Source organism: Streptococcus mobilis (assembly GCF_059727625.1).
Window position 1 is genome coordinate 929,905 of the sequence record NZ_AP041823.1, and the last position, 24,720, is coordinate 954,624.

Here is a 24,720-nt window from a genome sequence, read left to right on the forward strand (position 1 = left end):
GAAATTTGGTACAATAAGAGAGAAGACAAGAAGCGAAAGGAAAACAAATGGCAATACTCGTACTCGGAGGAGCTGGCTATATCGGTTCCCACATGGTGGACCGCTTGGTCAATGAAGGACAGGAAAAAGTCGTCGTGGTCGATAGTCTGGTCACAGGCCACCGTGCAGCGGTGCATCCAGATGCCGTCTTTTATCAAGGAGACCTGGCGGACCAAGACTTTATGCGCACTGTGTTTAAAGAACACGAAGATATCGATGCGGTCATCCACTTTGCGGCCTACTCACTGGTCGCTGAGTCTATGGCAGATCCATTGAAATATTTTGATAACAATACAGCAGGCATGGTCAAACTCTTGGAAGTCATGCATGAATGTGGGGTGCACTACATCGTCTTTTCTTCAACTGCTGCCACCTACGGCATTCCAGAAGAAATTCCGATTCTTGAAACCACTCCGCAAAAACCAATCAACCCTTATGGTGAAAGCAAGCTCATGATGGAAACCATCATGCGTTGGGCCGATCAAGCCTACGGGATCAAGTATGTGCCCCTTCGTTACTTTAATGTAGCGGGTGCCAAGCCAGATGGATCCATCGGAGAAGACCATGGACCAGAGACTCATCTCTTGCCGATCGTCTTGCAAGTGGCCCAAGGCAAACGCGAGAAGATCTCTATTTTTGGAGATGACTACAAGACACCAGATGGCACCAATGTTCGGGACTACGTCCATCCATTTGACTTGGCAGATGCCCATCTTTTAGCGGTTGAGTATCTGCGTAATGGGAATGAATCGACTGCCTTTAACCTGGGCTCGTCGACCGGATTTTCCAATCTTCAAATCGTTGAAGCAGCCCGCAAGGTGACAGGACATCCGATCCCACTTGAGCTGGCCGATCGCAGACCAGGAGATCCAGATACCTTGATTGCCTCATCTGAAAAAGCGCGTGCCATCCTTGGTTGGCAACCCAAATTTGACAATATCGAAACCATTATCCAAACAGCCTGGGCTTGGCATTCCAGCCACCCAGATGGCTACAATGATCGATAAGGAGGGGCTGCGGACATCATTTTTGAGACTTTTTTAATAACATCTAAAACGACAGTTGATCTTGCCAAATGACTCGTTTCAGACGTCAGTCATTTCCCTAACCATCATAAAAAAGTGAGGTATTCAAAATGAATAAAACCACAAAAATGTTAGCCGTCTTCTTGACAGCGGGTCTTCTTTTAGCTGGTTGCACACAAAAAGAGAGTACAAAATCTACTAGTCCATCGTCTACTAAGGCGACAAGTAAAGCAACAAGCAAATCATCCGCTAAAGAGAAGACAAAAGAGTCATCAACTGATGAAAGCAAAAAAGAAGATGCACTAGCAGGTGCTCAAAAAACCGTTCTCGAAACGAGTGATGAAGCAGGTAAGTCAACCATCACCTTGTATTACAAGGGAGATACCTTGTTATTACAAGAAAAAGTTGATGATTACGACGTCTCAAAAGTTCCTGGTGAGAACCCTCTTGAAACCATGAAAGAAGCCGTCGCAAAAAGCCAAGAAAAATTCAAAGATCTGATGGGCCATGGATTTGAACTGACATCAGAATACAAAGACGGAATCTTTTATATCCGCAATACCATTGATTACACAAAAATCGATTTTAATAAATTAAAAGAAATCGTACCAGGCTTCAATCCCCTAGATGACAAAACAGTCAGTTATTCAGTAACGAAAGACAGTCTTATCAAAGGCGGTATGGTCGAAAAATAAACCAAATGGAGAGCAGTTCAGTTTGCTGCTCTCTTTTTGTTTTAGCATGAATTCATGGGTTTATTTTGGTAGAATAGGATTTAAGGAAAATAGTGAAATGGATGAACACGTCATTATGTTAGCAGGAGCATAGGGTGAATATTCTTAAAAAAATTGAAGATAAAACATATCAAAATGAGGACTTAATAAATAATATAGATTTAAATCCTATAGTCTCCTATCATATCATTAAAGAAATTGTTAACCGTAAAATCAATGATATTAACGTTATTGATAAATTAAAAGAAATTTCTGTCAAACTGTCTGTCAATGATTCAGTTTTAGGTTCAATTTGCTTAGGTCATATGTCTTTCGCTGCGTTAAGAAAATTAGGGATTGATGTACGGAGAGCTGATGGTCGTTCAGCTATTTCTGATTACGATTGGGAATTAGTTGATAAATTTTATCACGAAAGTGGCTGGTGAGGGCGTAGTTATCTAAACGACATTGAACGAGGTAAAAATAATGCAGTTAAAGCAAGAATTAGCGAAGTTACTATTAAAAATAGGGGAGTCAAATCTGAATCAGTCGGATTTATTTACAGAAGAAAAACCATCTCTATTTTTACCAGAAGGACGTACTATTTATTTAGAGGGCGATTATTACTATATTGTTGGTGTCGAACGTGGCAAAATAAATTCTGAGAAAAAATTTGATAATAAGGAAGATATTCTTTATTATCTTTTACAATCATATGTTACTAGAATAGCATCAAAGAATGCATGGACTAATGCAAATGGAGATTTTGAACGTTATAATAGCCTTTTTCAAGAGGAACAAATTCGCTTATTTAATATAATTGATCCTAAATATGGAGAGAAGAAGGAAGAATAATAAACTAAATTGAAGGAAAAAATAAAAATTATAGAAGCTATTAAAGAAGGAAACGTTGAAGATATACTTCGCGGAAGACAAAAGTATCGAATTGAACCTCCAACTTTTGTTCCAGACGTTTTTCCTACAGATATAAATCAGATACTGTTTGAATATTTTTATAATCAAAGTGATATCAAAAACATTCAATTATTATTAGAGAACTCTTTAATTAAATTGACAAAGAGTTCAGCTACGGATTTGTATATTTCAATATTATTTTTCGATTCAATACTCTTTATGGAAGATAAGGGTATTGCCACTTTTAAAATTGATACTTCAAGATTAGTAGCTGAAATAGCATCTAGGATACAAAAATTTCGGGAAGAGTTAACGAAAAGTATAACTTTTGATAATGGATTAACAAAAAAAGACCCTATGAATGTAATTGTCCGCTTCAATCAGAGATACAAAAACAAATATAATTTTTCAATTCTTGAGGATTAGAAATAGGCTAGAACAAGTGTTAAAAAGACAATATAAATTATTCAAGAGTGTCGACGACAAAATAGCACTCACCGTCCTATATAACAGAGAAAATTATAAAATTTTAACAACCTTTATGATGACGGAAGTTCATACTTTTATCCGGATGTTCGCGAAGCTTTGGAGAATGTCATTTCTGGGAATATGGAAGAATCCGCTTTTGATGGTAATTTATTGGGAAACGAAGTTGGAAAAGAAATAACTGAAGTCTATTATCAGATGGATGATGAAAGTCTTGGAGACCCTTGCTTCATTCCTACAAATCATGAGAAAGAGGAGTATTTGGACTTAGTTCAAAAGCTAGAGGAATTTGATTACTCTCTTGCCACCTATTTCCGTCAGTTGATTGACTAGAAAGGAGAAAGTCATGAATGATTTACTCCTTATCCCAGTAATTTTTTTAGCAATAGGAGGAATTCTTATTCTTTTATGGAGACTCTTTCTTATTGCCAGTGGACTTTTCCTTATTGGTTTTGTCAGTTTTCTTATTTTCGTGGAGGGCTATGGAATATATTTGTTCTTTACTGAACCGACCCTTTATATGGAAGATTTATCCCAGAATGGTCTGATCAGTTTTACAGGATTTTATGCGGTATTTAATCTATCCTTACTTTTATGTGGTGTTTTGAAAATCATTAGTTGGACAAGAAGATTAAAAAGTAGCTGAGCAAGAGATTGTTCAGCTACTTTTTAATTGGGCACTATAAAAATTTTTCTCGAAAATAAGAAACTTGCACGATTTACTCATTACTTAGCCAATACTAGAGTTTATACTAGTTACTGTAAAGATGATCATCTAAAAGAAGGAAGGAGGCAACCTTATGGCTAAAAATACAAGTCGTCCAGAGATTGATTCTCTAAGTTTCGAGGTTGAAAACCAAGAACTTTCCGGGAAATCAGGAGCTGGTGGTACACAGCTTTTAAAATGACACTAGCAGGTCGCTGTGGATTGTGTTTCACCTGTTCCTATGAGTGTACGATAAATAATGTTCGTTGTTAGATAAAACAAAAGGAAAATTCTAGTATTTTATTACAAAACTTTGACAACACTTTGATTTAGTGTTATATTGACGGGAGAAATACAAATAAAACAAGATAACTTTGAGATTGATTCTTTGGATTATGGAAATTAATATCCAAGAATTGGATGGAAAATCTGCTGCTGGGTGGGGGACGGCTGTTAGATTAACAGCACAGGGGCGCTGTGGTTGGTAGTTTACATATTCTTTTTCGCCAAACATGCGCTGTGGATAAAACTCTCTATTTTTTGACAGGAGGATAAAATGGAAGGAATTATTGGGACACTAGAATTCTATGCACCTGTACTGGTCTTAGGAGTTGTTGTCATAGGGATTGTTTACTTTATGAAAAAAAGAAACGATCGCAAATAATCAAATCGACCGATACCTGAAAAAGGCATCGGTTTTTTATAACTTGAATATATTGCACAAAATACTCATGGAAAACCTTGAAAGAAACCGTATAATGAGAGAGTAATAAAGAAACGGAGGAATGAAATGATGAAACAGCTTATTGTGACAGGATTAACGAAAACATTTGGTCAAGGGGATAATATCGTTCATGCTTTATTAGATGTGAACTTGTCCGTTGAAAAAGGTGAATTCCTGGCAATTATGGGGGCTAGTGGTAGTGGAAAAACAACACTTCTCAACTGTATTTCAACGATTGATAAACCAACATCAGGTGAGATTCGATTTGAAGATTTCGACATCATCCATGCCAAGGAAAATGAACTAGCTGACTATCGTGCTAAAAACATTTCCTATATTTTCCAAGCTTACAACTTGGTGGAAACCTTGACAGTTTATGAAAATATTGTTCTACCTCTTCAAATTCAGGGGAAAAATATCAAAAAACATCAGGATAAGATTTTGGAAATTTTGGATAAGTTGTCCATCCAAAACTTAAAAAATAAGTTTCCTAATCAGTTATCAGGTGGTCAGCGACAACGTGTGGCAACTGCTAGAGCCTTGATTGATGATTCTAAACTGATTATCGCAGATGAGCCGACAGGAGCCTTGGACTCTGCCAATTCTGAAAAACTGATGGCGCTTTTGCAGGAAATCAATAAAAGTTTTGGTATTACCATTTTATTGGTTACCCACGACCCTGCCGCAGCAAAGTATTCCTCACGGATGGTGCTACTTAGCGATGGAAAGATTATGGATGATTTGGAACGTAACAGCTTATCTAATGAACAGTATTTGCAAGAGATTTACAGCCGTACCAGATAGGAGGATGAGAGTATGTATCCAAAATTAATTTTACGAAATGTATTTCGAAATTTACAGACTTACACCATCTACTTTTTCAGTCTAACCTTGATTTATAGCTTGCTCTATGCTTTTAATGCTTTACCAAGCCATCCAGTGATGCAAAGTTTATCAGGGGCAAAGGAAATGTTGACGACGGTGATGGGTCAGTACATGGGCTTGCTTTCCTATCTGATTCTATCGGCGATTGCCTTTCTCGTCGTTTATTCCACAAACTTTGTCCTGGGACGGCGTAAGAAAGAGCTGGGACTTTATGCAACGCTGGGAATGAAGAAGAAGCAGATTATCCGTACCCTGTTCTTTGAAACCATGCTGGTCAATATCTTTTCCTTGATTCTAGGTTTCTTGCTTGGCTTGATTTTACTGGTCATTCTATCTAAGGTTGCATCTGAGTTTTTTATGGCCAATTACTTTGGTAGTCTGCTTTTTTTTGATAGCAAGTCTGTCATCTTACTAGTTTATTCCTATTTGGTAACCAGTTTTATTGTTGGTGTCATGGACATTCTTACCTTTAGAAAGCAAAATATCATTGCACTCATTCAAGAAAATGGGGTCAAGAAATCTGTCTTGGCAAAAGGCAAGCCAGTTCTTCAAGCACTTCTCTTTATTCTTTCGACAGCTGTTATCGGTTTTGGTGCTCTCTATTTTTCAGACTATCACCATCTATCACTCTTGAAAAGTTGGGGTATCTTGCTGGTATCTGTCTTCGTGATTTTTGTGATTTTATTTTACAATACCTTGAGCCATTTTATCTTGGTTTCCCTTAGAAAACTGCCTCAAACCTACTATCACAAACTAAACAGTTTTAAAATTCGTCAATTTTCAAAACAAGCTGATAGTAATTCGGTCACGTTGGCTGTCTTATCCTTAACCTTGACCCTGGCTCTCAGCTTACTAGTTTTTAGTGGTAGTGCCTATACGACTATGAACCGAGAGCTGAACAAATACTCACCTTATGATGTAACTGTCAATCTCTATCGTGGTCAGGAGTTCCAGTTTTCTCAGGAATCTGTCAAAGACAGATTAAAAGCAGATGGATTTGACTTTAACCTCATCAAAGAGGAGTACAGCTATCCTATCTATTCTAGTGATTTAATCTATAAAGATTTGATTGATACTAGCAATCTCTGGGCGCATGATAAGGAACTTCCTGAATCAAAAGTACCGATTTTAGGAATTTCTGCCTACAATCATCTCCGCAAACTGCAAGGGGAAAAAGCGGTTGACTTGGCAGATAACCAATTTCTGGTCAATGCTAACTATAAAGGAACTGCCAAGCAGATTCAGGACTTTCTATTAACGACAAAAACTCTCATGATTAACGGTTATTCTCTTAATCTTGCGTCTTCAAAGCCGCTTGAAACAGTTTACTTTTTATCGTCAGTGGGTACAAATGACACAGGAACCTTAATTGTACCAGATAAGGTAGTAGTTGGATTGACGGAAGACCACACGACCTATGTTGCAAATTTCAAAGAAAATATCGACAAACGGAAAGTAGAAACATTCTTAAGTCAGTGGATAGAAAAATACTACTTCACTCGTGATGGAGCAGAGTTGAATCCGTTCACCTATCAAACCAAAGGAAGAATTTTTGAGATTTATCTTGGATTTATGGGCGTCATTGTCTTTGTCATGATTTTTGTCAGTGTTATTTTTATCATTATTTCCCTCAGTATCTTGTCCCTTCAAACTTCTACAAGTGCTTTGGATAGTGTCAATGATTATCAAATCTTATATCTTCTTGGGAATAAGAGGAAGCAAAATCGCTCTATTCTTTTGCAACAGATTCTAAGTTATTTCTTGGTTCCGCTGGTCATCGCAGGTCCGCTAGCGCTTGCCTTAAGTACCGCACTTCTAGGCTATTTTGAAAATTTCGCTAATACCAGCATTTCTATAGATATCACCTATCTGGGAGTAGCGGTCTTACTATTTGTCCTTTACCTGCTAGTGACTTACAGAGTAAGTTGGCAAATTATTGAAAATTAAGTCAAATACCAGAGTTGCCTATCCGACAATTCTGGTATTGTGTTATAATGATATTAAAGTAGTTCAGGAAGTGGATATATATGAAACAGTTTGTCAAATCGCTCTCGAAAAACTCACTTTTATTGTGGTGGTTGACGATTTTGAATCATCTAGCTTTAATGATTTATATTTATCATAGGATCACTCTGGACTTTTCGACAGATTTTTCCTTGCAGATGGTTTTATTGCTGATTATTGCTTTAATTGTATTTAGCTATATTTGTAATATTGTGACCTTTCGGTATAGTGAGTTGAAACTTTGGTTGCTCCTGATGATGTTTCTCATTAGCTGGCAATCCATATTTAATCAAGGAGCTGCGAGCACCCTGTTGCACTTTTTTGATATTCTTCATCCGCTCAACTCTTTTTTATTGGTGTATAGTTCTCTGTATATTATCTTTCTGGGAGAGAAAATAGGAGAAGAACTGTTGAGTGTGTCCTTTGTGTTGACACTAATCACCATTAGTTCATATCTGTTAAGTCCTTCAATTTTTCTATTTCTGTCCTTGTTTGCGTCTTTCTTTTTAAACCTTGTTCCCTTGATTTTACTGATTTTATATCATAAAGAGTTGAAAAGTAAACTCAAGTATCAGAGACGAAATTTGTGGATATTAGCTTTGATATTGCCTCTTTCTTATTTCTTTTTGTATATCAATACGAGGGGCTCAGGAGTGATGAACCTAGTCTGGTATCTGGAAATTGTTGGCATTTTAGCTTTTTTACACTTCAAAACAATTATCAGCTCTCTTCAAAAAAAGGTATCAGAGTTAAAATTGTCCTATATAAAAGCTTTTTCACGCTTGTTTTTACTGGTTATGTTTTTGTTAGTAGGCATTTTCATCATCTTTCGTCTAGATTTAAACACGAGCTTTTTGGTCTTGAATATCATGTTACTATTGTTCGGGATTTGTTCGGAAGAATTGATTCGCCTCTTTCGTTCTGCTGAAATGCTAGATTCTGGGGATTATGTAAAAGTTCTCTTTTTAAAGCGTAACCGTATGGTGAAAAATCTGCTGGCAAATGAAGATACAGAACAACAGTTCTCCGAATTTCTTCACAATGAAATCCTGCAAAATGTTATGGCAATAAAAAATTTCAATAAATATAGTAGCAATCAAGCTTTTGGTGAACAGATCAATCTGGTAACAGAGGAGTTGGTTCAGCGGATTCGTGAGCGGATGGATTATTATCAGCCAATGGTAGAAACAGACGAACAGTTAGACATCCAGTATCAAGGGCTGATTAATCGGATTGTCAAACGCTATCACGCAGAAAATGAAGTAGTCACACAGTTTCCTGCCCACTTTAGGCTTTTATCTCCTTACGATAAAATTGCCTATCGTCTGGTTGAGGAGTTGGCGACCAATGCCGTTAAGTACGCTAGTGGTGGAAGGATTTCTTTGAAGATTGATGTGCATGATGACGCTATTTTTATCATTTCTGAAAATGACTGCCTTCAAACAGAAAAATCCTTAGGTTATGGATTGAAAAATATGTCTAATAAAATTAGTGTTTTAGGTGGTCAAATGCAGATTTTTGAAAATAATAAGAGATTTCGTGTAGAAATTACTCTCCCGATTGATAAGGAGTTGTGTTATGAAAATTTTATTAATTGATGATCATAAATTATTTAGCCAAAGTATCAAGATGATTTTAGAGTTATCGGAAAACATTAAAAAGGTCCAGTTAGTAGATGATTTTTCGACTATTTCGGAGATTACTTTTAATGACTACGACATTATTTTGATTGATATCAACCTGACGAGTCTGTATCAAGATGATGGGCTGACCTTGGCACAAGAGATTATCGACAATGGTTATTCTAGTAAGGTTGTGATTTTGACAGGTTACAGTAAAAAAATGTATGAACACCGAGCTAAAGTTATGGGGGCTTATGGCTTTCTGGACAAAAGTATGGACCCAGATGAGTTGGTGAAAAAACTGGAAAAGATTTATCTAGGTGGTAAGGTCTTTTCAGATGAAGTAATGGTAGAGGTGTTAACACCACGAGAAATCGAGATACTAGAACTGGTTAGAAATGGCTTGACCATTGATGATGTCTGTGACAAGGTCTATGTGAGTAAACGTACAGTTTCCAATCACTTGGCCAATATCTTTTCAAAATTGGGAGTGATTAACAGGCAGGAGGCGATTCACATCGCTGAGCAGTTGGGCTATTTTCCACCAGATTAAAAAGTTGCAGAAGATGCAGCTTTTTTAATTTATTTACAAAAATTGCACATATTACTCATTCTAATAAACAGTAAATTTGATAATCTATTAGTAATTAAGGAGGAAATCATTATGTCTAGGGTATCTGAAAAATGGTTTGTATAAAAAAATTTATCAGACGGATTACTAATTTTGTAAGTTATATTGGCCACCTTCGGGTGGCATTTTTACTTCTGTGATACTCTTTTCTAGCTTTATCTAGTATTCTTGACTTAGTTTTTATAGAAAGAAGGTCTAAGATGTTAAATAAAGTCAAAACTAAAGCCTTAATTAGTGTTGGAACAGTAGCTGCAACTAGCTTTATTCTCATGATGGGATATACTGCTGGTCAACACTCGACTGTTAAACAAAGTCGCAAAGAAATCGAATTGGCTGCAGCTAAACTTGTAGAGGATAAACAAGCAGAAGATAAAGCCAGCATTTTGTCATCAGATACTGTATTAGTACCCGAAATTCAAGAGAAAATTCGTCAGATAGCCTCTCCAATGGATGCTGCTTTGGAGGGACGCAATCGTCAGAATCCCTTGAGATCAGATTGGGAAGAGGTCAAAGATGAGGTGATGCATCAAGCCCTTCGGATGAAATTTAGCCAAAATCCAGAAATCGCGAAAGAATTGCTCGCGACAGGAGATGTCATCCTCATCGAACATACACGAAATGACGACTACTGGGCTGATGGGGGAGATGGCTCTGGGAAGAACAAGCTAGGCCTTCTCTTAATGCAAGTACGGGAAGAGTTGAAAAACTCTATCCTGTAAGATCTCTCCTCTAGCTATTCCATTTAACAGTCTGGGTTTGGTATAACAGTCAACTAGATAGTTACAATGATCAACAGGAGATATTCCTGAATGTGTAATGAAAGATATTAGTACAAAGAGCGGAGAGCATACATGGAACATAGTAAATTAGAATGGGAAGATGTTATCCAGTTTGAAGAAGTAGAAGGATACGGGAAGTCAATCTGGAAAAATGAGGACAAGTATTATTTAGTTTTAGAAGAAGGCACCGTAGCTTCTTGGTTAGTAATCTATGAACTCCCACAAGAATTATTTGCTCTATTAGAGAGTGGAGATAGAACGCTCCAAGAAGTTTCCTGGAAAGTTCAGAATGACTCTTGGCCACCGACGGAAGAAGAGAGAAGAGAATCTAGAAGAAAATTTATAAGCAAACATCCAGCTTCTTTGATAGATGTCCCTAAAAATAGGAAACTTTTTTCTAAGGAAGAACTTGAAGAGTTGATTCCGATTGCTGAGAAGCAGTGGATTGAATCTGGAGAAGAACTTCCAAATGATTATGTATCACCACTTAAGTAAGGAAGATATAAATGAAACCAACAAAACTAGAATGGGAAGATGTTATCCAGTTTGAAGAAGTAGAAGGATACGGGAAGTCAATCTGGAAAAATGAGGACAAATATTATTTAGTTTTAGAAGAGGGAACTGTGGCTTCTTGGTTAGCAGTCTATGATTTACCCCAAGAATTATTCTCTCTATTAGATAGTGGAGAGAGATCACTACTCGAAATATCTTGGAAGATTAAGCATGATTCTTGGCCACCGACGGAAGAAGAAAAGAGGGCTAGTGAGAAACGTTTCATAGAAGAGAGTCCCACATCATTAATTGATATACCTGAAACTAGAGAATTATTTACTCAGGAAGAGCTAAAAAGATTAATTCCGATTGCTGAGCAAATGTGGATTGACTGGAGAGGTAAACTTCCAGATGATTATGTATCACCATTGAAATAGCTTGTAAGGAATTTGTTTATACACTATTAGTTGTAAGCAAGTTCCTGTTTGTACTTTAAGTGGACTAAATGAATCGCTCCGAAAATGTGTCCAAAATAATGACAGAATTCCATTATTACCAAATCAATGGCCATTAGACTGGATAGTGAATATAGGAATTGTACCAAGTTAATGTTTTGAATTATGAAAAATAAATATATGAAATATACAGACAAATTACAAGATTTAATTGACTTAGAATATCCAAGTCAAAAGTTATACCCGGGAATTATACAGGATATATATAACTTAACTAAGTGTATAAGAAGAGGAGAAAATATCGGTGACATTAATTTTTTTAGTTTAGCAAGAAGATTTATAGATGAAACTATGGATTATAAAAGCGAAATTTTAGTAGTCTTAAAACAATTAGAGAAAGAGTTAAAAAAAGAAAATTGATGGACAATAGATTAATTGATTAGATAATGAACCTAAGAATATGTTATGATAAAAGTATAGAGATACAATTATTTAAAGAATTATTACAGACAAAATTTTTGTGCCCTATCAGTATTGATGATCACCAAATATTAATACAAAGAGCGGATAATGTTCATGAAATATAGTAAACTAGGCTGGGAAGAAGTTAGTAAGTTTGAGGAAATAAAAGGTTATGGACAACATATTTGGCGACATCATGAGAAATATTTTTTTGTTACAGATGAAGGGGGAATAGCTGAACAGAGGGTAGTCTATGAATTCCCATTAGAACTATTTCAATCACCCTACCAAGTTTTTCTGAGTTACTTGAAAAGTCTAACTTAATTTGACAATTTAGGCAATAAAGAAATCCTAGACAAGCTTTTGAGCTATTCAGAAGACTTGAAATACCACTATAATCTCTATCAGCTCTTGCTTTTTCACCTTCAGAATAAGGAACCAGAGAAATTTTTTGGACTCATTGAAGACAATATAAAGAAGGTTCATTCTCTTTTTCAGACTGTCTTTAAAACATTTCTAAAGGACAAAGGGAAAATCATCAATGACCTTCAGTTATCCTATTCCAACGCAAAATTGGAAGCGACTAATAATCTCATCAAACTTATCAAACGCAATGCCTTTGGTTTTCGGAACTTTGAAAACTTCAAGAAGCGAATTTTCATCGCTCTGAATATCAAAAAAGAAAGGACGAAATTTGTCCTTTCTCGAGCTTAGCTTTTCTTCAACCCACTAAAGTTGACAAAGAGCCGTAGATTTTAGGTATTTACCTTGTCTACTTAAGAGGTATCATATCATCGAGATAAAGGTGATTTGTTTGTTCCTAAGAATTAGGTTTTAGGTTTGACTTGTGGCAACTTCTGGAAAAAGCTTGTCTAGGATTTTTGGAGTGATAGCTTGTCCAGGACCTTCAGCACAATAGGTGTGAATATACATAGCGGGATTGAAGTTGAGCTCGATACAAGTGAAATGAGGTTTTTCCTTGCTAGCAGGCTGAGTTTTATCTGGAATGATGAGGTCAACCCCGCAAGCCCAGGCCCCCATGCTAGTTGCCATAGCTGCTGCCAATTCTTGGTAAGAGGAATCTATTGTCTCAGTGATATCAATAGAGTCACCACCCGTAGAGATGTTGGAGTTACGGCGGAGATTGACCTTTTTCCCTTCTGGGAGAATATCATCAGGTGCATAACCTTGCTGAGTCAACATCAATTGTTCGATGTCTCCTAGCTTAATGATTTCCAGAGGTGAGCGGTGGTCACGGCCTCGCAATGGATTGGCATTTTTCTGAGCGACTAATTCACGAATGGTGTGTTTGCCATCACCGACAACATTAGCAGCAACACGAAGGAGGACAGACTCACAACGCCCGTCCAGAATGAAGAAACGGTATTCGGTTCCTGGGATAAATTCTTCAACAAGAACAGCTGTATCTTCTGCAAAGGCAATCTCGAGAGCTTTCTTATAGTTATCAAGGCTGGCAGGCTCTTGGAAAATGGAAATGCCCAGCCCGAAGTTGGTTGATTTTGGTTTAACCACAATTTGCTTGCCCTTGATAAGAGGATAGTAGGCTAGACCTTGTTCTAGACTGGTAAATTCGTCGCCGGCAGGGACAGGGAAGCCAGCATCAGCCAGGATTTTTTTGGTCACGGTTTTATTAGCCATGGCAAGAGGAACTACATAGTTGTCTTTTGAGGTCATGTTACCATTTTTGACGTACTCAACATGATCTTTATGCCAGAGTTTAAGGAATTGATCCTGCTCATCTAGGATTTCAAAATGAAGCCCTTTTTGAATGGCATCAAAGAGCAGCATCTGGGTAGAAAGTTCCATCTCCTCATAACCCTTAAGGGCATAGTGGGCAGTCCAGTCGTAATCATGATAGGCAAGCGCCTTGTCAAGGGCAAAGTCAGAAAGGGACTTGTCTTTGATATGAGGAAGAAGTTGAGCAGCTAGTGTCTGACTGGAATCTGCAAAGGCATCTTTAACTTGTTTGACCAGCCCTTGATGATAGTCACCAAGCCCAAAATGTTGCACCAGTTGGTCTAGAGCTGTCGTAATGTTCTGAGTTTCAGCTTCAGAAGGTAGAGGTTCTAAAGGATGAGAGAGGGCAATTTTTTCATTCAGCGCGTGACCTTGAGCCAGAGCCTGATCAACATTTTCAGGGGCATCCAGCCAGAGGAAGGCTAGAAGGAGTAGGTGTACGGTATCCATGGTAGTTTGGCTAATACCGATACGCTCAAAGGGGTTGAGGTCGAAGTTACGGAATTCCAGGTAGGTGATTCCCTTGTCAAGGAAGGAGCGATTAACCTTTTGTCCACGGAAACGAACAGCCGAGTAAAATTCCTTTTCCGCAATCAAATCACCTTGTTCGATATAATTTTCGATGGCAGAGACATAGTCTTCTAGGCTTGCAAAAGATACTTGTATTTCTTCCTTATTGACATAACCATGGTCGCTGTTTCGGAAGGAACGCACGAGTTCTGGCACTTCTTGGTCGAAGAAGCCTTGCTCAGCAATAGGTGCAGCCCCAAAGAGATAGGTAATAACCCAACGGTAGCGCAAGTAGTTTTGAGCCAGCTTAAGATAGAGGGCGTTTTTGAAAGCAATTATATCAATCTGGTCACTTTCTTGGAATAGGGCTTCAACCAAATCTTTCCCTAGTTCCATATTATAGTGGATACCTGAGATAGCTTGTAGTTTAGTTCCGTATTTTTCGGCCAGGTAGTTACGATAATGGCGTTCAAATTCATTTTCCAGTTGGGCAACTTGGATTTCTTGGGCGTTGATACGAGGAGGCATGGACAAGGGCCAGAGAAGTTCATCTTTACTGATGGAACGTCCAGCTACATCGGTAATGGCTCCAAGAAATCGACGAGCCTCAGTGGTAGATTTAGCAACTGGTGTGATGAGTTCCATCTGAAACTCACAAAAATCTGTTTGAATATAAGGGTGGAAACTTCGAGCTCCTAGGCAGGAAGGGTGAGGCGTATGTGCTAATTTTCCCTGTCTATCGACACGAAGACTTTCGCGTTCAATTCCAAAGTTAGCTTGAAGGATAGGGCTAGTAGGCTCCAGCTTTTGAAGCAGTTGATTTATAGTCATAGAGTCACCTTTTCATCTAATGTTAGTGATAGTCTATTATAAATAGGAGAAGAAAACAACTTTCCGCTACGGTTAAGGGGAATTTCCGAATGTTTCAGATAAGAATTCTTAAAACCAGTTGTTTTTTAGCTCTATTATATGCAAAAATTGTAAAATACCCACTGATTTTTATGTAAAATGTTATTTCTCTTGGAATTTAAATCAAATTAGCCTATACTAATGACGTATATATGAGAACGAAAGAATCCCTAGGGTCGGCACTGCACCCATAAAATGAGACACAAGAAAACACTCCTGTTGAAATCTGGTAAACTAGAAACAGGGGTGTTTTGTTATGGTCAAAAAGCATATTCGGTAGAAACTAAACTAGCCTGTATCGAAATGAAGAAGGCAGGCAAATCAAATAAAGTTATCATGGATACCCTCAGCATCAAAAATGCTAGTCAGGCCAAGACCTGGTAGCGATGGTATCAGAATGATGAATTGTACCGTTTCCAACAACCCGTGGGGAAACAATATACTTATGGTAATGGGATGAAACAGTTATCTGAAGTGGAACAGTTACGTTTGCAGGTAGAATTACTAAAAAAGTATCAGAACTTGATAAGAGAATCGACAAAGTAAGTCTTATCAAGCTAGTAGAAGAGTATAAGAAAACGTGCCCTGTATCGATTATTTTAGAATGTTTCGGCGTCAAACGCTCCACCTTTATCGCTGGAAACAGGAGTGTAAGAATTCTCAGAAAAGAGGCGAAATAGCAGATAATGGCTGTATCGAATGGTTTCACTCTGTTCTCAAGTCTGAAACCTTCTATCTCCATAAGTGGAGAAACATAACTGAAGATAGTCTAACAGATATTGTCAAAAATTACATCATATTTTATCCTGATAATTATGTATCACCATTGAAATAGCCTGCGTGGAACTTGTTTAGACACCGTTAGTTGTGGACAAGTTTCTTTTTTTATTTTAGGTGCACTAGATGAATCTCTCCCAAAATGTGTTGAAAATATAAATAGAACTCTGGCTTTCTCCTAATGCAAGTACGGGAAGAGTTGAAAAACTCTACCCTGTAAGCTCTCTCCTCTAGCTATTCCACCTATTTCATGCTAGAATAAAGAAAAACACATTTGGAGGCATTATGAATCAGACAGTGACTTATTTGCAGGAATTGACAGCTATTCCTTCCCCGACCGGTTTTACACGTGAGATCGCAGAATACTTGGTCAAAACCATTGAAAGCTTTGGGTACGAAGTAACTCGGACTGCTAAGGGTGGCGTGAATGTGACCGTTCCTGGTGTGATCACAGACAAGCAACGCTATGTCACAGCCCATGTGGATACCTTGGGGGCTATTGTCCGCGCTGTGAAAGCAGATGGCCGCCTCAAGCTAGACCGTATCGGTGGCTTCCCTTGGAATATGATTGAAGGGGAAAACTGTACAGTCCATGTGGCTAATACAGGAAAGACCCATTCTGGGACGATTTTGGTCCATCAGACTTCTTGCCATGTCTACAAGGATGCGGGGACTGTCGAGCGGACCCAGGACAATATGGAAGTCCGTCTGGATGAAAAAGTAACCAATGAAAAAGAAACCCGTGCCCTTGGCATTGAAGTGGGGGACTTTGTCAGCTTTGATCCTCGGACCATTGTGACAGACACCGGCTTTATCAAATCTCGTCATCTAGATGACAAGGTGAGTGCGGCGATTCTCTTGAATCTTCTGCGCGTGTACAAGGAAGAACAGATCCAATTACCAGTAACGACCACCTTTGCCTTTTCAGTCTTTGAAGAAGTAGGGCATGGGGCTAATTCTAGTATTCCAGCTGAAGTAGTCGAATACTTGGCAGTGGACATGGGAGCTATGGGAGATGACCAAGCGACGGATGAATACACGGTATCCATCTGTGTCAAAGACGCTTCTGGACCGTATCACTACGAATTCCGTCAGCATTTAGTAGCCTTGGCAAAAGCTCAAGAAATCCCTTATAAGTTGGACATCTATCCTTTCTATGGATCAGATGCCTCTGCAGCCATGAGCGCAGGAGCAGAAGTCAAACATGCCCTTCTTGGAGCAGGGATCGAATCTAGCCACTCATATGAGCGGACTCACTTGGATTCTGTAGTCGCAACAGAGCGCATGGTCGATGCCTACCTCAAGAGCGACTTAGTAGAGTAAAAATTGGAACTACTCTCCGGAGTAGTTTTTTAAAAGACTAAAATTTTCTGAAAATTCCTTTTCTTCTGAAAATCTTTGTGGTATAATCTTAAAATAAACTTAAAATTTCTTAAGGAGTTTTACATGAAAAAAAGAAATGTCATTGCACTTGCGGGAGTTGCCCTCCTTTCAGCAGGTATCCTAGCAGCTTGTTCTGGAGGTTCTAAATCATCTAGCTCAAGCAACGGCCAAAAATTCTCATATGTCTATGAGACTGAGCCAGAAAACCTAAACTATATCACATCTGGTAAAGCAGCAACCCACGATATCACTGGAAACTTGATTGATGGTTTGTTTGAAAATGATAAATACGGGAACTTGATTCCATCTCTTGCAAAAGATTGGACAGTTTCGCAAGATGGCTTGACTTATACTTATAAACTTCGTGATGATGCTAAATGGTATGATTCAGAAGGCGAAGAGTATGCGGATGTAACAGCTAAAGATTTCGTCACAGGGATCAAATATGCGGCTGATAACAAATCAGAAATGCTCTACATCATTCAAGATTCTATCAAAGGCTTGAATGACTACGTTAGTGGTAAAAATAAAGATTTCTCAGCTGTAGGAGTAAAAGCAGTTGATGATCATACCCTTCAAATCACTTTGAACCAACCAGAATCTTACTGGAACTCTAAATTGACTCTTGGGATCACTTTCCCTGTCAACGAAAAATTCGTGAAATCAAAAGGGGATAAATTCGCTCAAGCAAGTGATACTAGCTCTCTTCTTTACAATGGTCCTTACATCTTGAAGAGCTTTACTTCAAAATCTTCTATCGAAATGACCAAGAATGAAAACTACTGGGATAAAGACAAGGTCTACATCTCAGATGTTAAATTGGAATTCTACGATGGACAAGACCAAAGTAAATTGGCCAAATCATTCGGAGAAAATGCTCTTAGCTTGGCCAAACTCTTCCCAACTGGATCTGGTTATTCAGAGCAAGCCAAAGAATTCAAAGACGAAATCACCTACACTCCTCAAGATGCTGCTTCTTATGTCATTGGTACCAACATCGACCGTCAATCTTACAAACACACAGCTAAGAAGACCGACGAAGAAAAACAATCTACTAAGAAAGCTCTCTTGAACAAGGACTTCCGTCAAGCGATCAGCTTTGCCTTCAACCGTGAAGCGTATGCTGCTCAATTGAACGGAAAAGACGGAGCAAGCAAGATCATCCGTAACCTCTACATTCCACCAACATTTGTCCAAGCTAATGGCAAGACCTTTGGTGAAATGGTGAAAACACAATTGGATACCTACGGAGATGAGTGGAAATCTACTAAACTAGACGATGGTCAAAACGGTCTCTTCGATGCTAAGAAAGCGAAGGAAGAGTTTGCAAAAGCGAAGACTGCTTTGGAAGCAGAAGGTGTGAAATTCCCAATTCACATCGATATGCCTGTAGACCAAACCACACCATCAAGAGTTCAACGGGTACAATCCTTCAAACAATCTGTTGAAGAAGCACTTGGTAAAGAAAATATCGTCATCGATATCCAAATGCTTTCGAAAGAAGACCTTCAAAATGTGACCCTCTTTGCGCCAAATGCGGCTGGCGAAGACTGGGATCTCTCTGATAATGTTGGATGGAGCCCTGACTACCAAGACCCATCAACTTACATGGATATCTTGAAAGCTTCATCTGGTGAAAATACTAAGACTTTCCTTGGATTTGACCCAAGTGAAAACAATGAAGCAGCTAAAAAAGTTGGTCTGTACGACTTTGAAAAGATGATCAAAGATGCTGGTGCAGAAACACAAGACGTCAACAAACGCTATGAAAAATATGCGGCTGCGCAAGCTTGGTTGACAGATAGTGCTCTTGTGATGCCAACTTCTTCATCAACTGGACGTCCATTCTTGACACGTATCGAACCATTCTCAGCTCCATTTGCATGGACTGGTGGTAAAGGAAAAGACCACGTGATCTACAAAGGAATGAAACTCCAAGATAAAGCTGTGACAACTGCTGACTACAACAAAGCCCTTGAAAAATGGCAAAAAGAACAAGCAGAGTCAAACAAAAAAGCACAAGAAGATCTTAAGAAACACGTTAAATAAGAATCGATAACCGAGGCTGATGCCTCGGTTTTTTGTGGGATCATTTGAATATCTAATTGATCTAAAAACGCTTACATAGTATAATAGGAGTGTTGATTACAAAAAGTGAGGAGATTGACATGAAAAAGAAAACAATGGTTTCCATTGTCGCATCGAGCTTATTGATCGCGCCGATGGTCTTGCACCAAGTAGCAGCAGCAGATGAGCAAACGGAAGAGTTAGCCCCATCAACAGAAGTGGTCCATGCTCCAGCTACTGAAGCAAGACAGACAGCAAGTGACACAAGTACTGCCACTAGTGAAGAAGGAGCGAGCTCGAGTGAGGGATCGCTGGATCGGACGGCAGTTGCCAATCAAGTAGCCCCCGCAACAGAAGAACACACAAGACAAAGTGAGCCGACTGTCCCAGTGGCAACTCCAGCAGCAACCAACAGGGAAGCTGCCCCTCAATCTGCTCCCAGTTCAGAAGCTCCGGTAACAGCTCAGGATTTGGCAAAAGTCACAGGTTCAACCCTTGCAGCGGATCAGGCCTCTAAAGAGTTGACGGTCCAAGATGCTGTTAATGGCTTGCTTCAATGGGCAGCAACAGATCCTAGCCAATTGGGCCAAAGCCAAGCAGATCGCGAACGCTTTGCCCAGAGTTTAGGCTTGATTGAAAAATCAGAAGATCTGACTCGTAAGGTTAGTCAGCCAGAATTGGCCAAGATGTATGAAACAGCTAAGAAACTCTACGATGCCTATCGTGCTGAAAAGAAAAGTCCGCTCTTTTTAAATGGTCGGGCCCAGCCGATTTTCCCTTATACAACGGGAGAAAAAGAAGACCAAGACTACAAATATGAAGACAGCCAAATTGTACGCTTCCCTGTCTATGTCGAAACGGACTACGACACCGATGCAGATGGCAAGCCGGACTTAGTCAAAGCCATTGTTCAATTACCAAAAGCAGTAGCGCAAGGTGATTTTAAGGCAGCCACTATTCTCGAAGCGCGCCCTTACGTAGCGGGGACGCTCGATGAAAACTACGTGACCCTTGAAAGTTTGGGGCTTCCAACAGACGGTAGCTATGATATGAAGAAACTGCACAGCCAACCTGCAAAGAGACGGCCAGTAAGCAGTGAAACAACAGTAGAAGCAGCGAAAAAGGCCAAGGCATCGGATTGGTATTACTACAGTCCCTACGAGTATATTTATGACTACGAAGATCTGAACTGGTATGACTATTTCTTGGTCAGAGGCTATGCCTTTATCTCTAGCGCCGGACTTGGTACCAAGGGATCAGAAGGATTTAACACGACGGGGTCTGATCTCGAAATCAATGCCTTCAAGAATATCATCGAATGGGTTAATGGCAAACGCAAGGCCTACACCGATAAGACCAGCAATGTCGAAATCAAGGCCGACTGGGCAACAGGCAATGTCGCTATGACAGGTCTCTCCTGGGCTGGAACCACGACCTTTGGTGTGGCAGCGACAGGCGTAGAAGGCCTAAAGACAATCGTTCCAGCAGCAGGGATTGCCTCTTGGTATGATTATTTCAATAGCCAAGGAACCCAGTTTGGCAATGCGCCTTATAGTGATCTTTCATGGCTCTCCCTCTACGTTAGCACGCGGATGCTGGACCAAGACGACTGGGCAGGGATTTGGCAAAACTATTCCAACTACATCAACCAACTGAACAAGGACCAGTACGCCCATGATCGTAACTACAGCGATGTCTGGAAGGAGCGGGATTATACCCTTCATCCAGAAAATCTCAAGACCAGTGCCCTGATCGTCCATGGCTTGAATGATGACAATGTCAAGACCAAACACTTTGAACTCATGTACGATGCCCTCAAGAAAGCAGGACAAGATGTCAAGCTTTATCTTCACCAAGGAGATCACGTCTATCCAGCAGCTATGTCACGGGGATACGGCATCACCGCCAATGGTCAGGACTTCTATGACCTGCTCAATACCTGGCTGACCCATTACCTCTACGGAGTGGACAATCACGTCGAAAGCTTGCCAGCGGTCCTAGCTCAAAACAACTATGATCCAAGCAAGTGGACCAGCTATGATAACTGGAAGAGCAGTCAACGTCTCTTCTTACATGCAAGCTCGAAACGTCTAGAAGAAACCATTTCTAGTGATTATGCGGCTGCAGGTGTTGAGATCGCTAAACGTAATGAAACAGTCAGCAAAGCCTCCTCTAAGGCCAATCTAACCTTCGTTTCTGATGTTACTGAGGACACTACGATCAAGGGCCACATCCCTGTCCATTTCAAGGCAGCTCTGGCCAAGGGTCAAGGAAAGAATTTCCAAATTAACGCCCTCTTAGTAGACGTGGCAGATGAGGACTTTGACGTGGTAGGAAATGGTAGCGTCAAGCAAGATAAAACAGCAGACGGTTTCTGGATGGGAAGCAATTTAAGCAACCTATCTGTTGCCGAATACGAAACCATCAAGACCAAGTACAAGGTGATTGCAAAAGGCTGGATCAACCTTGCGAACCCTGAGTCTGGCTACGATTCAGCAAGCTCACGCGCTAGCATTGAGCCAAAAGTTGGAGAATACCACGATTATACGGTCTATCTCCAACCAAATCTCTATACGGTTAAGAAAGGTCACAAGTTAGCACTTGTTTTCAACACCTATGACCCATCTGATTTAACGGTGGAGCATCCATATGAAGTGACCTTTAAGACAGATTCTATCCAGGCGGCGATTCCAATTGTTGAAAAGACCCGCGCCCAAAAGGCAGCTTATGTACCAAGTGCAACAGATACAGACTATGCGAATTTACCAGAAGTTGAAGGTGCTGCTCTAGTCGCTCCAGAAGTGCACTACAAGGAAGAATATAGGCTTCCAAGCCCAGAATCCTTTGTCCAACCAAGCCAAACTCTTCCTGAAAAAGCAGAGCAGATGCAAATAGGATCAGCAAGACAAGAGCACTCTCTTCATACACTAGCTGTATCTTATGGACCTCAATTTGTTTCACAAGGATTGGCAGAAGATCCTCAAGCTGCAACTCTTGTAGTGGGAGGGGAGAAAGCAGATCATACGCTTCCTCAAACAGGGAGCAAAGACCATTCTCTGGGTCTCTTAGGGGTGATTAGCCTAACAGCTTCTAGCCTCATCTTTTGGCGCAAAAAGAGAGAAGATGCCTAAGGACTCCCCGTAGCAAATATTTCTAAAATGGCATCTTTTAGTGTAAAATAAAAGTAGAAATGCAGAATCAGTAGTCACTACTGAAAAAGGAGGAAATATGGCACACATAATCACAGATGCAACTTTTGAACAAGAAACCAGCCAAGGCCTTGTCTTGATTGACTTTTGGGCAACTTGGTGCGGTCCATGCCGCATGCAAGCTCCAATCTTGGATCAGTTGGCAGAAGAAGTACATGAAGATGATTTGAAAATCTGTAAGATGGATGTCGATGAAAATCCAAATACAGCACGTCAATTCGGTATCATGTCGATCCCAACTCTTCTCTTTAAAAAAGATGGACAAGTTGTCAAACAAGTGGCTGGAGTTCATACGAAAGCGCAATTGAAAGAAATCATTGCAGAATTGAGCTAAAATGAAAACTCGTTTTCCATATTGGAAAACGAGTTTTCTTATGCTCTTTATTTCTTTTAAATAGACGCGACACCCATTGACAGCGCTTTCTTATAGTGCTAAAATGAAACTGTATTTCCTATAAAATTTTTACAGGAAAAAATTCTCCTAGGAAGATGTCGATCCTAGGAGAAAATTACATATAAAGGTTATTGGCCCTCTGTATCTTGGGCTACCCAGACACTGACGGAGCGCTCTGCCACTGGGAATTCAGCAGTACCGTCTTCTTGAACTTGGACAGTTTCGCTACAATTTTCTAGGACATCATAGTAGGTGAGACCTGCGTAGGATGAGCCGATCTCCATGACTTTTGTATCAGCTTGGTTATTGGAAATCAAGCAGGCGATTGGTGCTGATTCTTCTGTACCTGAACGTGTCCAACCGATGCAATTAGGATCATCGAAGTAGTCCGTTTGTTCCCCATAGGCCAGATCTTTGCGAACACATAAGAGGCGATCAAGGACATCTTGGAAACTATCTTGTGCAAATTTGCCTTTGATACCGTAGTAGTCTCCATAGAAGACACAAGGTAAACCAGCTTCACGAAGTAAGATCAAGGCATAAGCAGCAGGCTTGAACCATTCTTCAACGGTAGATTCCAAGGCTTGCCCTCGTTGGGTATCATGGTTGTCCACAAAGGTTACGGCTTCTTCAGGATGATTGAGAGCCAGTGTTCCATCAAAAATGGTTCGCAGGTCGAAATTTTCACCCTCTTGGCTAGCTCTGAAGAAATTTTGGTGGAGGGCTACATCGACCAAGTCGTATAAGTAGTCAATGCTTTCCAAGTATTCATCATTGGTCTCTTTATCCCCATTCCAAAACTCACCAAAGACGTAGAAATCTTCTCCATATTTTTTGGTGATATTGTGGATGAAATTCTTCATAAAGAAGGAGTCGATGTGTTTGACTGCATCCAGACGAAAACCTTCTACACCAGTCGTTTCGATAAACCATTCAGCCCACTGATCGAGATTTTCTACAACCTCAGGGTGTTTGAAATCGATATCGGCGTACATGAGGTAATCGTAGTTTCCATTCTCCTTGTCCACCAGATCTCCGTGGGCCCAGCCTTTGTTGTCCCCTTGGATTTGGTAGATCCCACTTTTATTACGAGAAGCATCGTAGTCGGTACCGGTAAAGTGGTACCAATGCCAGTGGAAGTCATTATAGGCTCCATTTCGACCATCAAAGGTAAATTTGGTCCATCCTTGAATGGTGAAAGGCTCTGTGAGGACAATGTTTCGGTCCATGGGATCGACCTCAACGACCTCGAATTCCTCTAGACCATCAGCCGCAGCTTTATGGTTGAGAACGACATCGGCCATCGGTTGAATCCCAGCATCTTTGAGGGCTTGGATGGCTTGAAGATAATCTTCTTTGAAACCATATTTGGTGCGAACCGTTCCTTTTTGGTCGAACTCGCCCAAATCAAAGAGATCATAGACCCCGTACCCAACGTCATTGTTAGAAGTAGCTTTAAAGGCAGGTGGCATCCAGACCTTGCGAATACCCAAGTCTGCTATGTGTTGCGCATCTTCAGCAAGACGCGTCCAGTGGTTCCCATCAGCGGGCAAATACCACTCAAAATATTGCATTAAGGTTTGATTTTCCATCGTTATTTCTTCTTTCATGTGAATGTCCTTATTTTACCAAAAATAGTTGGATAGGACAAACGTTTGCACTGGAAACGAGCCCTTCCTAGAAAAGAAATCGCATACATGAAAGAAATGAAGTGAGAATATAACATAATAGAGTCAGGCTCCGCTAGGACTGACTTTGAAAATGGTGAAAGGAGA

General features: G+C 39.8%; 21 protein-coding genes and 3 pseudogenes. 22 read left to right on the forward strand and 2 right to left on the reverse strand.

Features of this window, described 5'->3' with window-relative positions; genetic code table 11:
* The first annotated feature begins 47 nt into the window (after positions 1-47).
* The 17 genes and pseudogenes from galE to AC6IZR_RS04445 form a co-directional block, all read left to right on the forward strand.
* On the forward strand, positions 48-1,046 hold the full coding sequence (gene galE / locus AC6IZR_RS04365; protein WP_070665264.1) for a UDP-glucose 4-epimerase GalE: 999 nt from the start codon (positions 48-50) through the stop codon (positions 1,044-1,046).
* Positions 1,047-1,174: 128 nt separating this feature from the next.
* Entirely contained in the window at positions 1,175-1,759 is a 585-nt protein-coding gene (locus AC6IZR_RS04370) for a DUF1307 domain-containing protein (RefSeq protein ID WP_070665266.1), read from the forward strand.
* Between the two features lie 134 nt (positions 1,760-1,893).
* Entirely contained in the window at positions 1,894-2,223 is a 330-nt protein-coding gene (locus AC6IZR_RS04375; protein WP_070665268.1) for a hypothetical protein, read from the forward strand.
* Between the two features lie 22 nt (positions 2,224-2,245).
* Positions 2,246-2,632 carry an Imm63 family immunity protein gene (locus tag AC6IZR_RS04380; protein WP_070665270.1) on the forward strand — a complete coding sequence of 129 codons (387 nt, stop codon included), beginning with the start codon at positions 2,246-2,248 and terminating at the stop codon, positions 2,630-2,632.
* A 9-nt stretch (positions 2,633-2,641) separates the two neighbouring features.
* Entirely contained in the window at positions 2,642-3,118 is a 477-nt protein-coding gene (locus tag AC6IZR_RS04385; RefSeq protein ID WP_070665272.1) for a hypothetical protein, read from the forward strand.
* A gap of 303 nt (positions 3,119-3,421) precedes the next feature.
* A pseudogene (locus AC6IZR_RS04390) lies at positions 3,422-3,511 on the forward strand (DUF5962 family protein); the annotation flags it as partial.
* Positions 3,504-3,824, forward strand: coding sequence for a DUF5966 family protein (locus AC6IZR_RS04395; protein WP_083312652.1), 321 nt, complete (start codon positions 3,504-3,506; stop codon positions 3,822-3,824). The pseudogene AC6IZR_RS04390 and the gene AC6IZR_RS04395, both read left to right, overlap by 8 nt.
* Before the next feature lie 616 nt (positions 3,825-4,440).
* On the forward strand, positions 4,441-4,548 hold the full coding sequence (locus AC6IZR_RS04400) for a QVPTGV class sortase B protein-sorting domain-containing protein (protein ID WP_004256158.1): 108 nt from the start codon (positions 4,441-4,443) through the stop codon (positions 4,546-4,548).
* Between the two features lie 129 nt (positions 4,549-4,677).
* A complete protein-coding gene (locus tag AC6IZR_RS04405) occupies positions 4,678-5,412 on the forward strand; it encodes an ABC transporter ATP-binding protein (RefSeq protein WP_049498462.1) in 735 nt (244 codons plus the stop codon).
* A 12-nt stretch (positions 5,413-5,424) separates the two neighbouring features.
* Positions 5,425-7,440, forward strand: coding sequence for an FtsX-like permease family protein (locus tag AC6IZR_RS04410; protein ID WP_070665276.1), 2,016 nt, complete (start codon positions 5,425-5,427; stop codon positions 7,438-7,440).
* 80 nt (positions 7,441-7,520) lie between these two features.
* The gene (locus AC6IZR_RS04415; RefSeq protein ID WP_049498464.1) at positions 7,521-9,095 is read left to right on the forward strand and encodes a sensor histidine kinase; all 1,575 of its coding nucleotides are present in this window, start codon (positions 7,521-7,523) and stop codon (positions 9,093-9,095) included.
* Positions 9,076-9,672, forward strand: coding sequence for a response regulator transcription factor (locus tag AC6IZR_RS04420; RefSeq protein WP_049498465.1), 597 nt, complete (start codon positions 9,076-9,078; stop codon positions 9,670-9,672). The genes AC6IZR_RS04415 and AC6IZR_RS04420 overlap by 20 nt, the downstream gene beginning before the upstream one ends.
* A 278-nt stretch (positions 9,673-9,950) precedes the next feature.
* Entirely contained in the window at positions 9,951-10,469 is a 519-nt protein-coding gene (gene ybiA, locus AC6IZR_RS04425) for a riboflavin biosynthesis intermediates N-glycosidase (protein ID WP_497848871.1), read from the forward strand.
* 132 nt (positions 10,470-10,601) lie between these two features.
* A complete protein-coding gene (locus tag AC6IZR_RS04430; protein WP_070665278.1) occupies positions 10,602-11,024 on the forward strand; it encodes a hypothetical protein in 423 nt (140 codons plus the stop codon).
* Positions 11,025-11,035: 11 nt separating this feature from the next.
* On the forward strand, positions 11,036-11,458 hold the full coding sequence (locus AC6IZR_RS04435; RefSeq protein WP_070665279.1) for a hypothetical protein: 423 nt from the start codon (positions 11,036-11,038) through the stop codon (positions 11,456-11,458).
* Between the two features lie 198 nt (positions 11,459-11,656).
* The gene (locus tag AC6IZR_RS04440; RefSeq protein ID WP_141754482.1) at positions 11,657-11,896 is read left to right on the forward strand and encodes a hypothetical protein; all 240 of its coding nucleotides are present in this window, start codon (positions 11,657-11,659) and stop codon (positions 11,894-11,896) included.
* Positions 11,897-12,268: 372 nt separating this feature from the next.
* Positions 12,269-12,652, forward strand: a pseudogene (locus tag AC6IZR_RS04445) (ISL3 family transposase); the annotation flags it as partial.
* 120 nt (positions 12,653-12,772) lie between these two features.
* Here the strand turns inward: AC6IZR_RS04445 and gshAB are convergent.
* A complete protein-coding gene (gene gshAB / locus AC6IZR_RS04450; protein ID WP_070665281.1) occupies positions 12,773-15,037 on the reverse strand; it encodes a bifunctional glutamate--cysteine ligase GshA/glutathione synthetase GshB in 2,265 nt (754 codons plus the stop codon).
* 381 nt (positions 15,038-15,418) lie between these two features.
* Between gshAB and AC6IZR_RS04455 the strand changes: the two are divergent.
* From AC6IZR_RS04455 to trxA, 5 genes and pseudogenes are all read left to right on the forward strand, one after another.
* Positions 15,419-15,625, forward strand: a pseudogene (locus tag AC6IZR_RS04455) (IS3-like element ISBt2 family transposase); the annotation flags it as partial.
* Between the two features lie 552 nt (positions 15,626-16,177).
* Positions 16,178-17,215 (forward strand): M42 family metallopeptidase, encoded by a 1,038-nt coding sequence (locus AC6IZR_RS04460; RefSeq protein WP_497848872.1) that lies wholly within the window; start codon positions 16,178-16,180, stop codon positions 17,213-17,215.
* A gap of 123 nt (positions 17,216-17,338) precedes the next feature.
* Positions 17,339-19,324, forward strand: coding sequence for a peptide ABC transporter substrate-binding protein (locus AC6IZR_RS04465; RefSeq protein ID WP_023918412.1), 1,986 nt, complete (start codon positions 17,339-17,341; stop codon positions 19,322-19,324).
* Between the two features lie 119 nt (positions 19,325-19,443).
* On the forward strand, positions 19,444-22,473 hold the full coding sequence (locus AC6IZR_RS04470; protein ID WP_497848873.1) for a CocE/NonD family hydrolase: 3,030 nt from the start codon (positions 19,444-19,446) through the stop codon (positions 22,471-22,473).
* Between the two features lie 97 nt (positions 22,474-22,570).
* Complete coding sequence (gene trxA, locus AC6IZR_RS04475) at positions 22,571-22,885, forward strand: thioredoxin (RefSeq protein WP_049483759.1); 315 nt, start codon at positions 22,571-22,573, stop codon at positions 22,883-22,885.
* Between the two features lie 188 nt (positions 22,886-23,073).
* On the opposite strand, the gene AC6IZR_RS04480 is transcribed toward trxA, so the two are convergent.
* Complete coding sequence (locus AC6IZR_RS04480) at positions 23,074-24,555, reverse strand: alpha-amylase (RefSeq protein ID WP_497848874.1); 1,482 nt, start codon at positions 24,553-24,555, stop codon at positions 23,074-23,076.
* Positions 24,556-24,720: the final 165 nt, after the last annotated feature.

Coding starts and splice junctions, on each gene's coding strand:
- AC6IZR_RS04460 (WP_497848872.1), top strand. CDS start 16,178: ATGAATCAGACAGTGACTTATTTGCAGGAATTGACAGCTATTCCTTCC.
- AC6IZR_RS04435 (WP_070665279.1), top strand. CDS start 11,036: ATGAAACCAACAAAACTAGAATGGGAAGATGTTATCCAGTTTGAAGAA.
- AC6IZR_RS04410 (WP_070665276.1), top strand. CDS start 5,425: ATGTATCCAAAATTAATTTTACGAAATGTATTTCGAAATTTACAGACT.
- AC6IZR_RS04400 (WP_004256158.1), top strand. CDS start 4,441: ATGGAAGGAATTATTGGGACACTAGAATTCTATGCACCTGTACTGGTC.
- AC6IZR_RS04465 (WP_023918412.1), top strand. CDS start 17,339: ATGAAAAAAAGAAATGTCATTGCACTTGCGGGAGTTGCCCTCCTTTCA.
- gshAB (WP_070665281.1), bottom strand. CDS start 15,037: ATGACTATAAATCAACTGCTTCAAAAGCTGGAGCCTACTAGCCCTATC.
- AC6IZR_RS04440 (WP_141754482.1), top strand. CDS start 11,657: ATGAAATATACAGACAAATTACAAGATTTAATTGACTTAGAATATCCA.
- AC6IZR_RS04420 (WP_049498465.1), top strand. CDS start 9,076: ATGAAAATTTTATTAATTGATGATCATAAATTATTTAGCCAAAGTATC.
- AC6IZR_RS04405 (WP_049498462.1), top strand. CDS start 4,678: ATGAAACAGCTTATTGTGACAGGATTAACGAAAACATTTGGTCAAGGG.
- AC6IZR_RS04480 (WP_497848874.1), bottom strand. CDS start 24,555: ATGAAAGAAGAAATAACGATGGAAAATCAAACCTTAATGCAATATTTT.
- AC6IZR_RS04370 (WP_070665266.1), top strand. CDS start 1,175: ATGAATAAAACCACAAAAATGTTAGCCGTCTTCTTGACAGCGGGTCTT.
- trxA (WP_049483759.1), top strand. CDS start 22,571: ATGGCACACATAATCACAGATGCAACTTTTGAACAAGAAACCAGCCAA.
- AC6IZR_RS04415 (WP_049498464.1), top strand. CDS start 7,521: ATGAAACAGTTTGTCAAATCGCTCTCGAAAAACTCACTTTTATTGTGG.
- AC6IZR_RS04470 (WP_497848873.1), top strand. CDS start 19,444: ATGAAAAAGAAAACAATGGTTTCCATTGTCGCATCGAGCTTATTGATC.
- AC6IZR_RS04430 (WP_070665278.1), top strand. CDS start 10,602: ATGGAACATAGTAAATTAGAATGGGAAGATGTTATCCAGTTTGAAGAA.
- ybiA (WP_497848871.1), top strand. CDS start 9,951: ATGTTAAATAAAGTCAAAACTAAAGCCTTAATTAGTGTTGGAACAGTA.
- galE (WP_070665264.1), top strand. CDS start 48: ATGGCAATACTCGTACTCGGAGGAGCTGGCTATATCGGTTCCCACATG.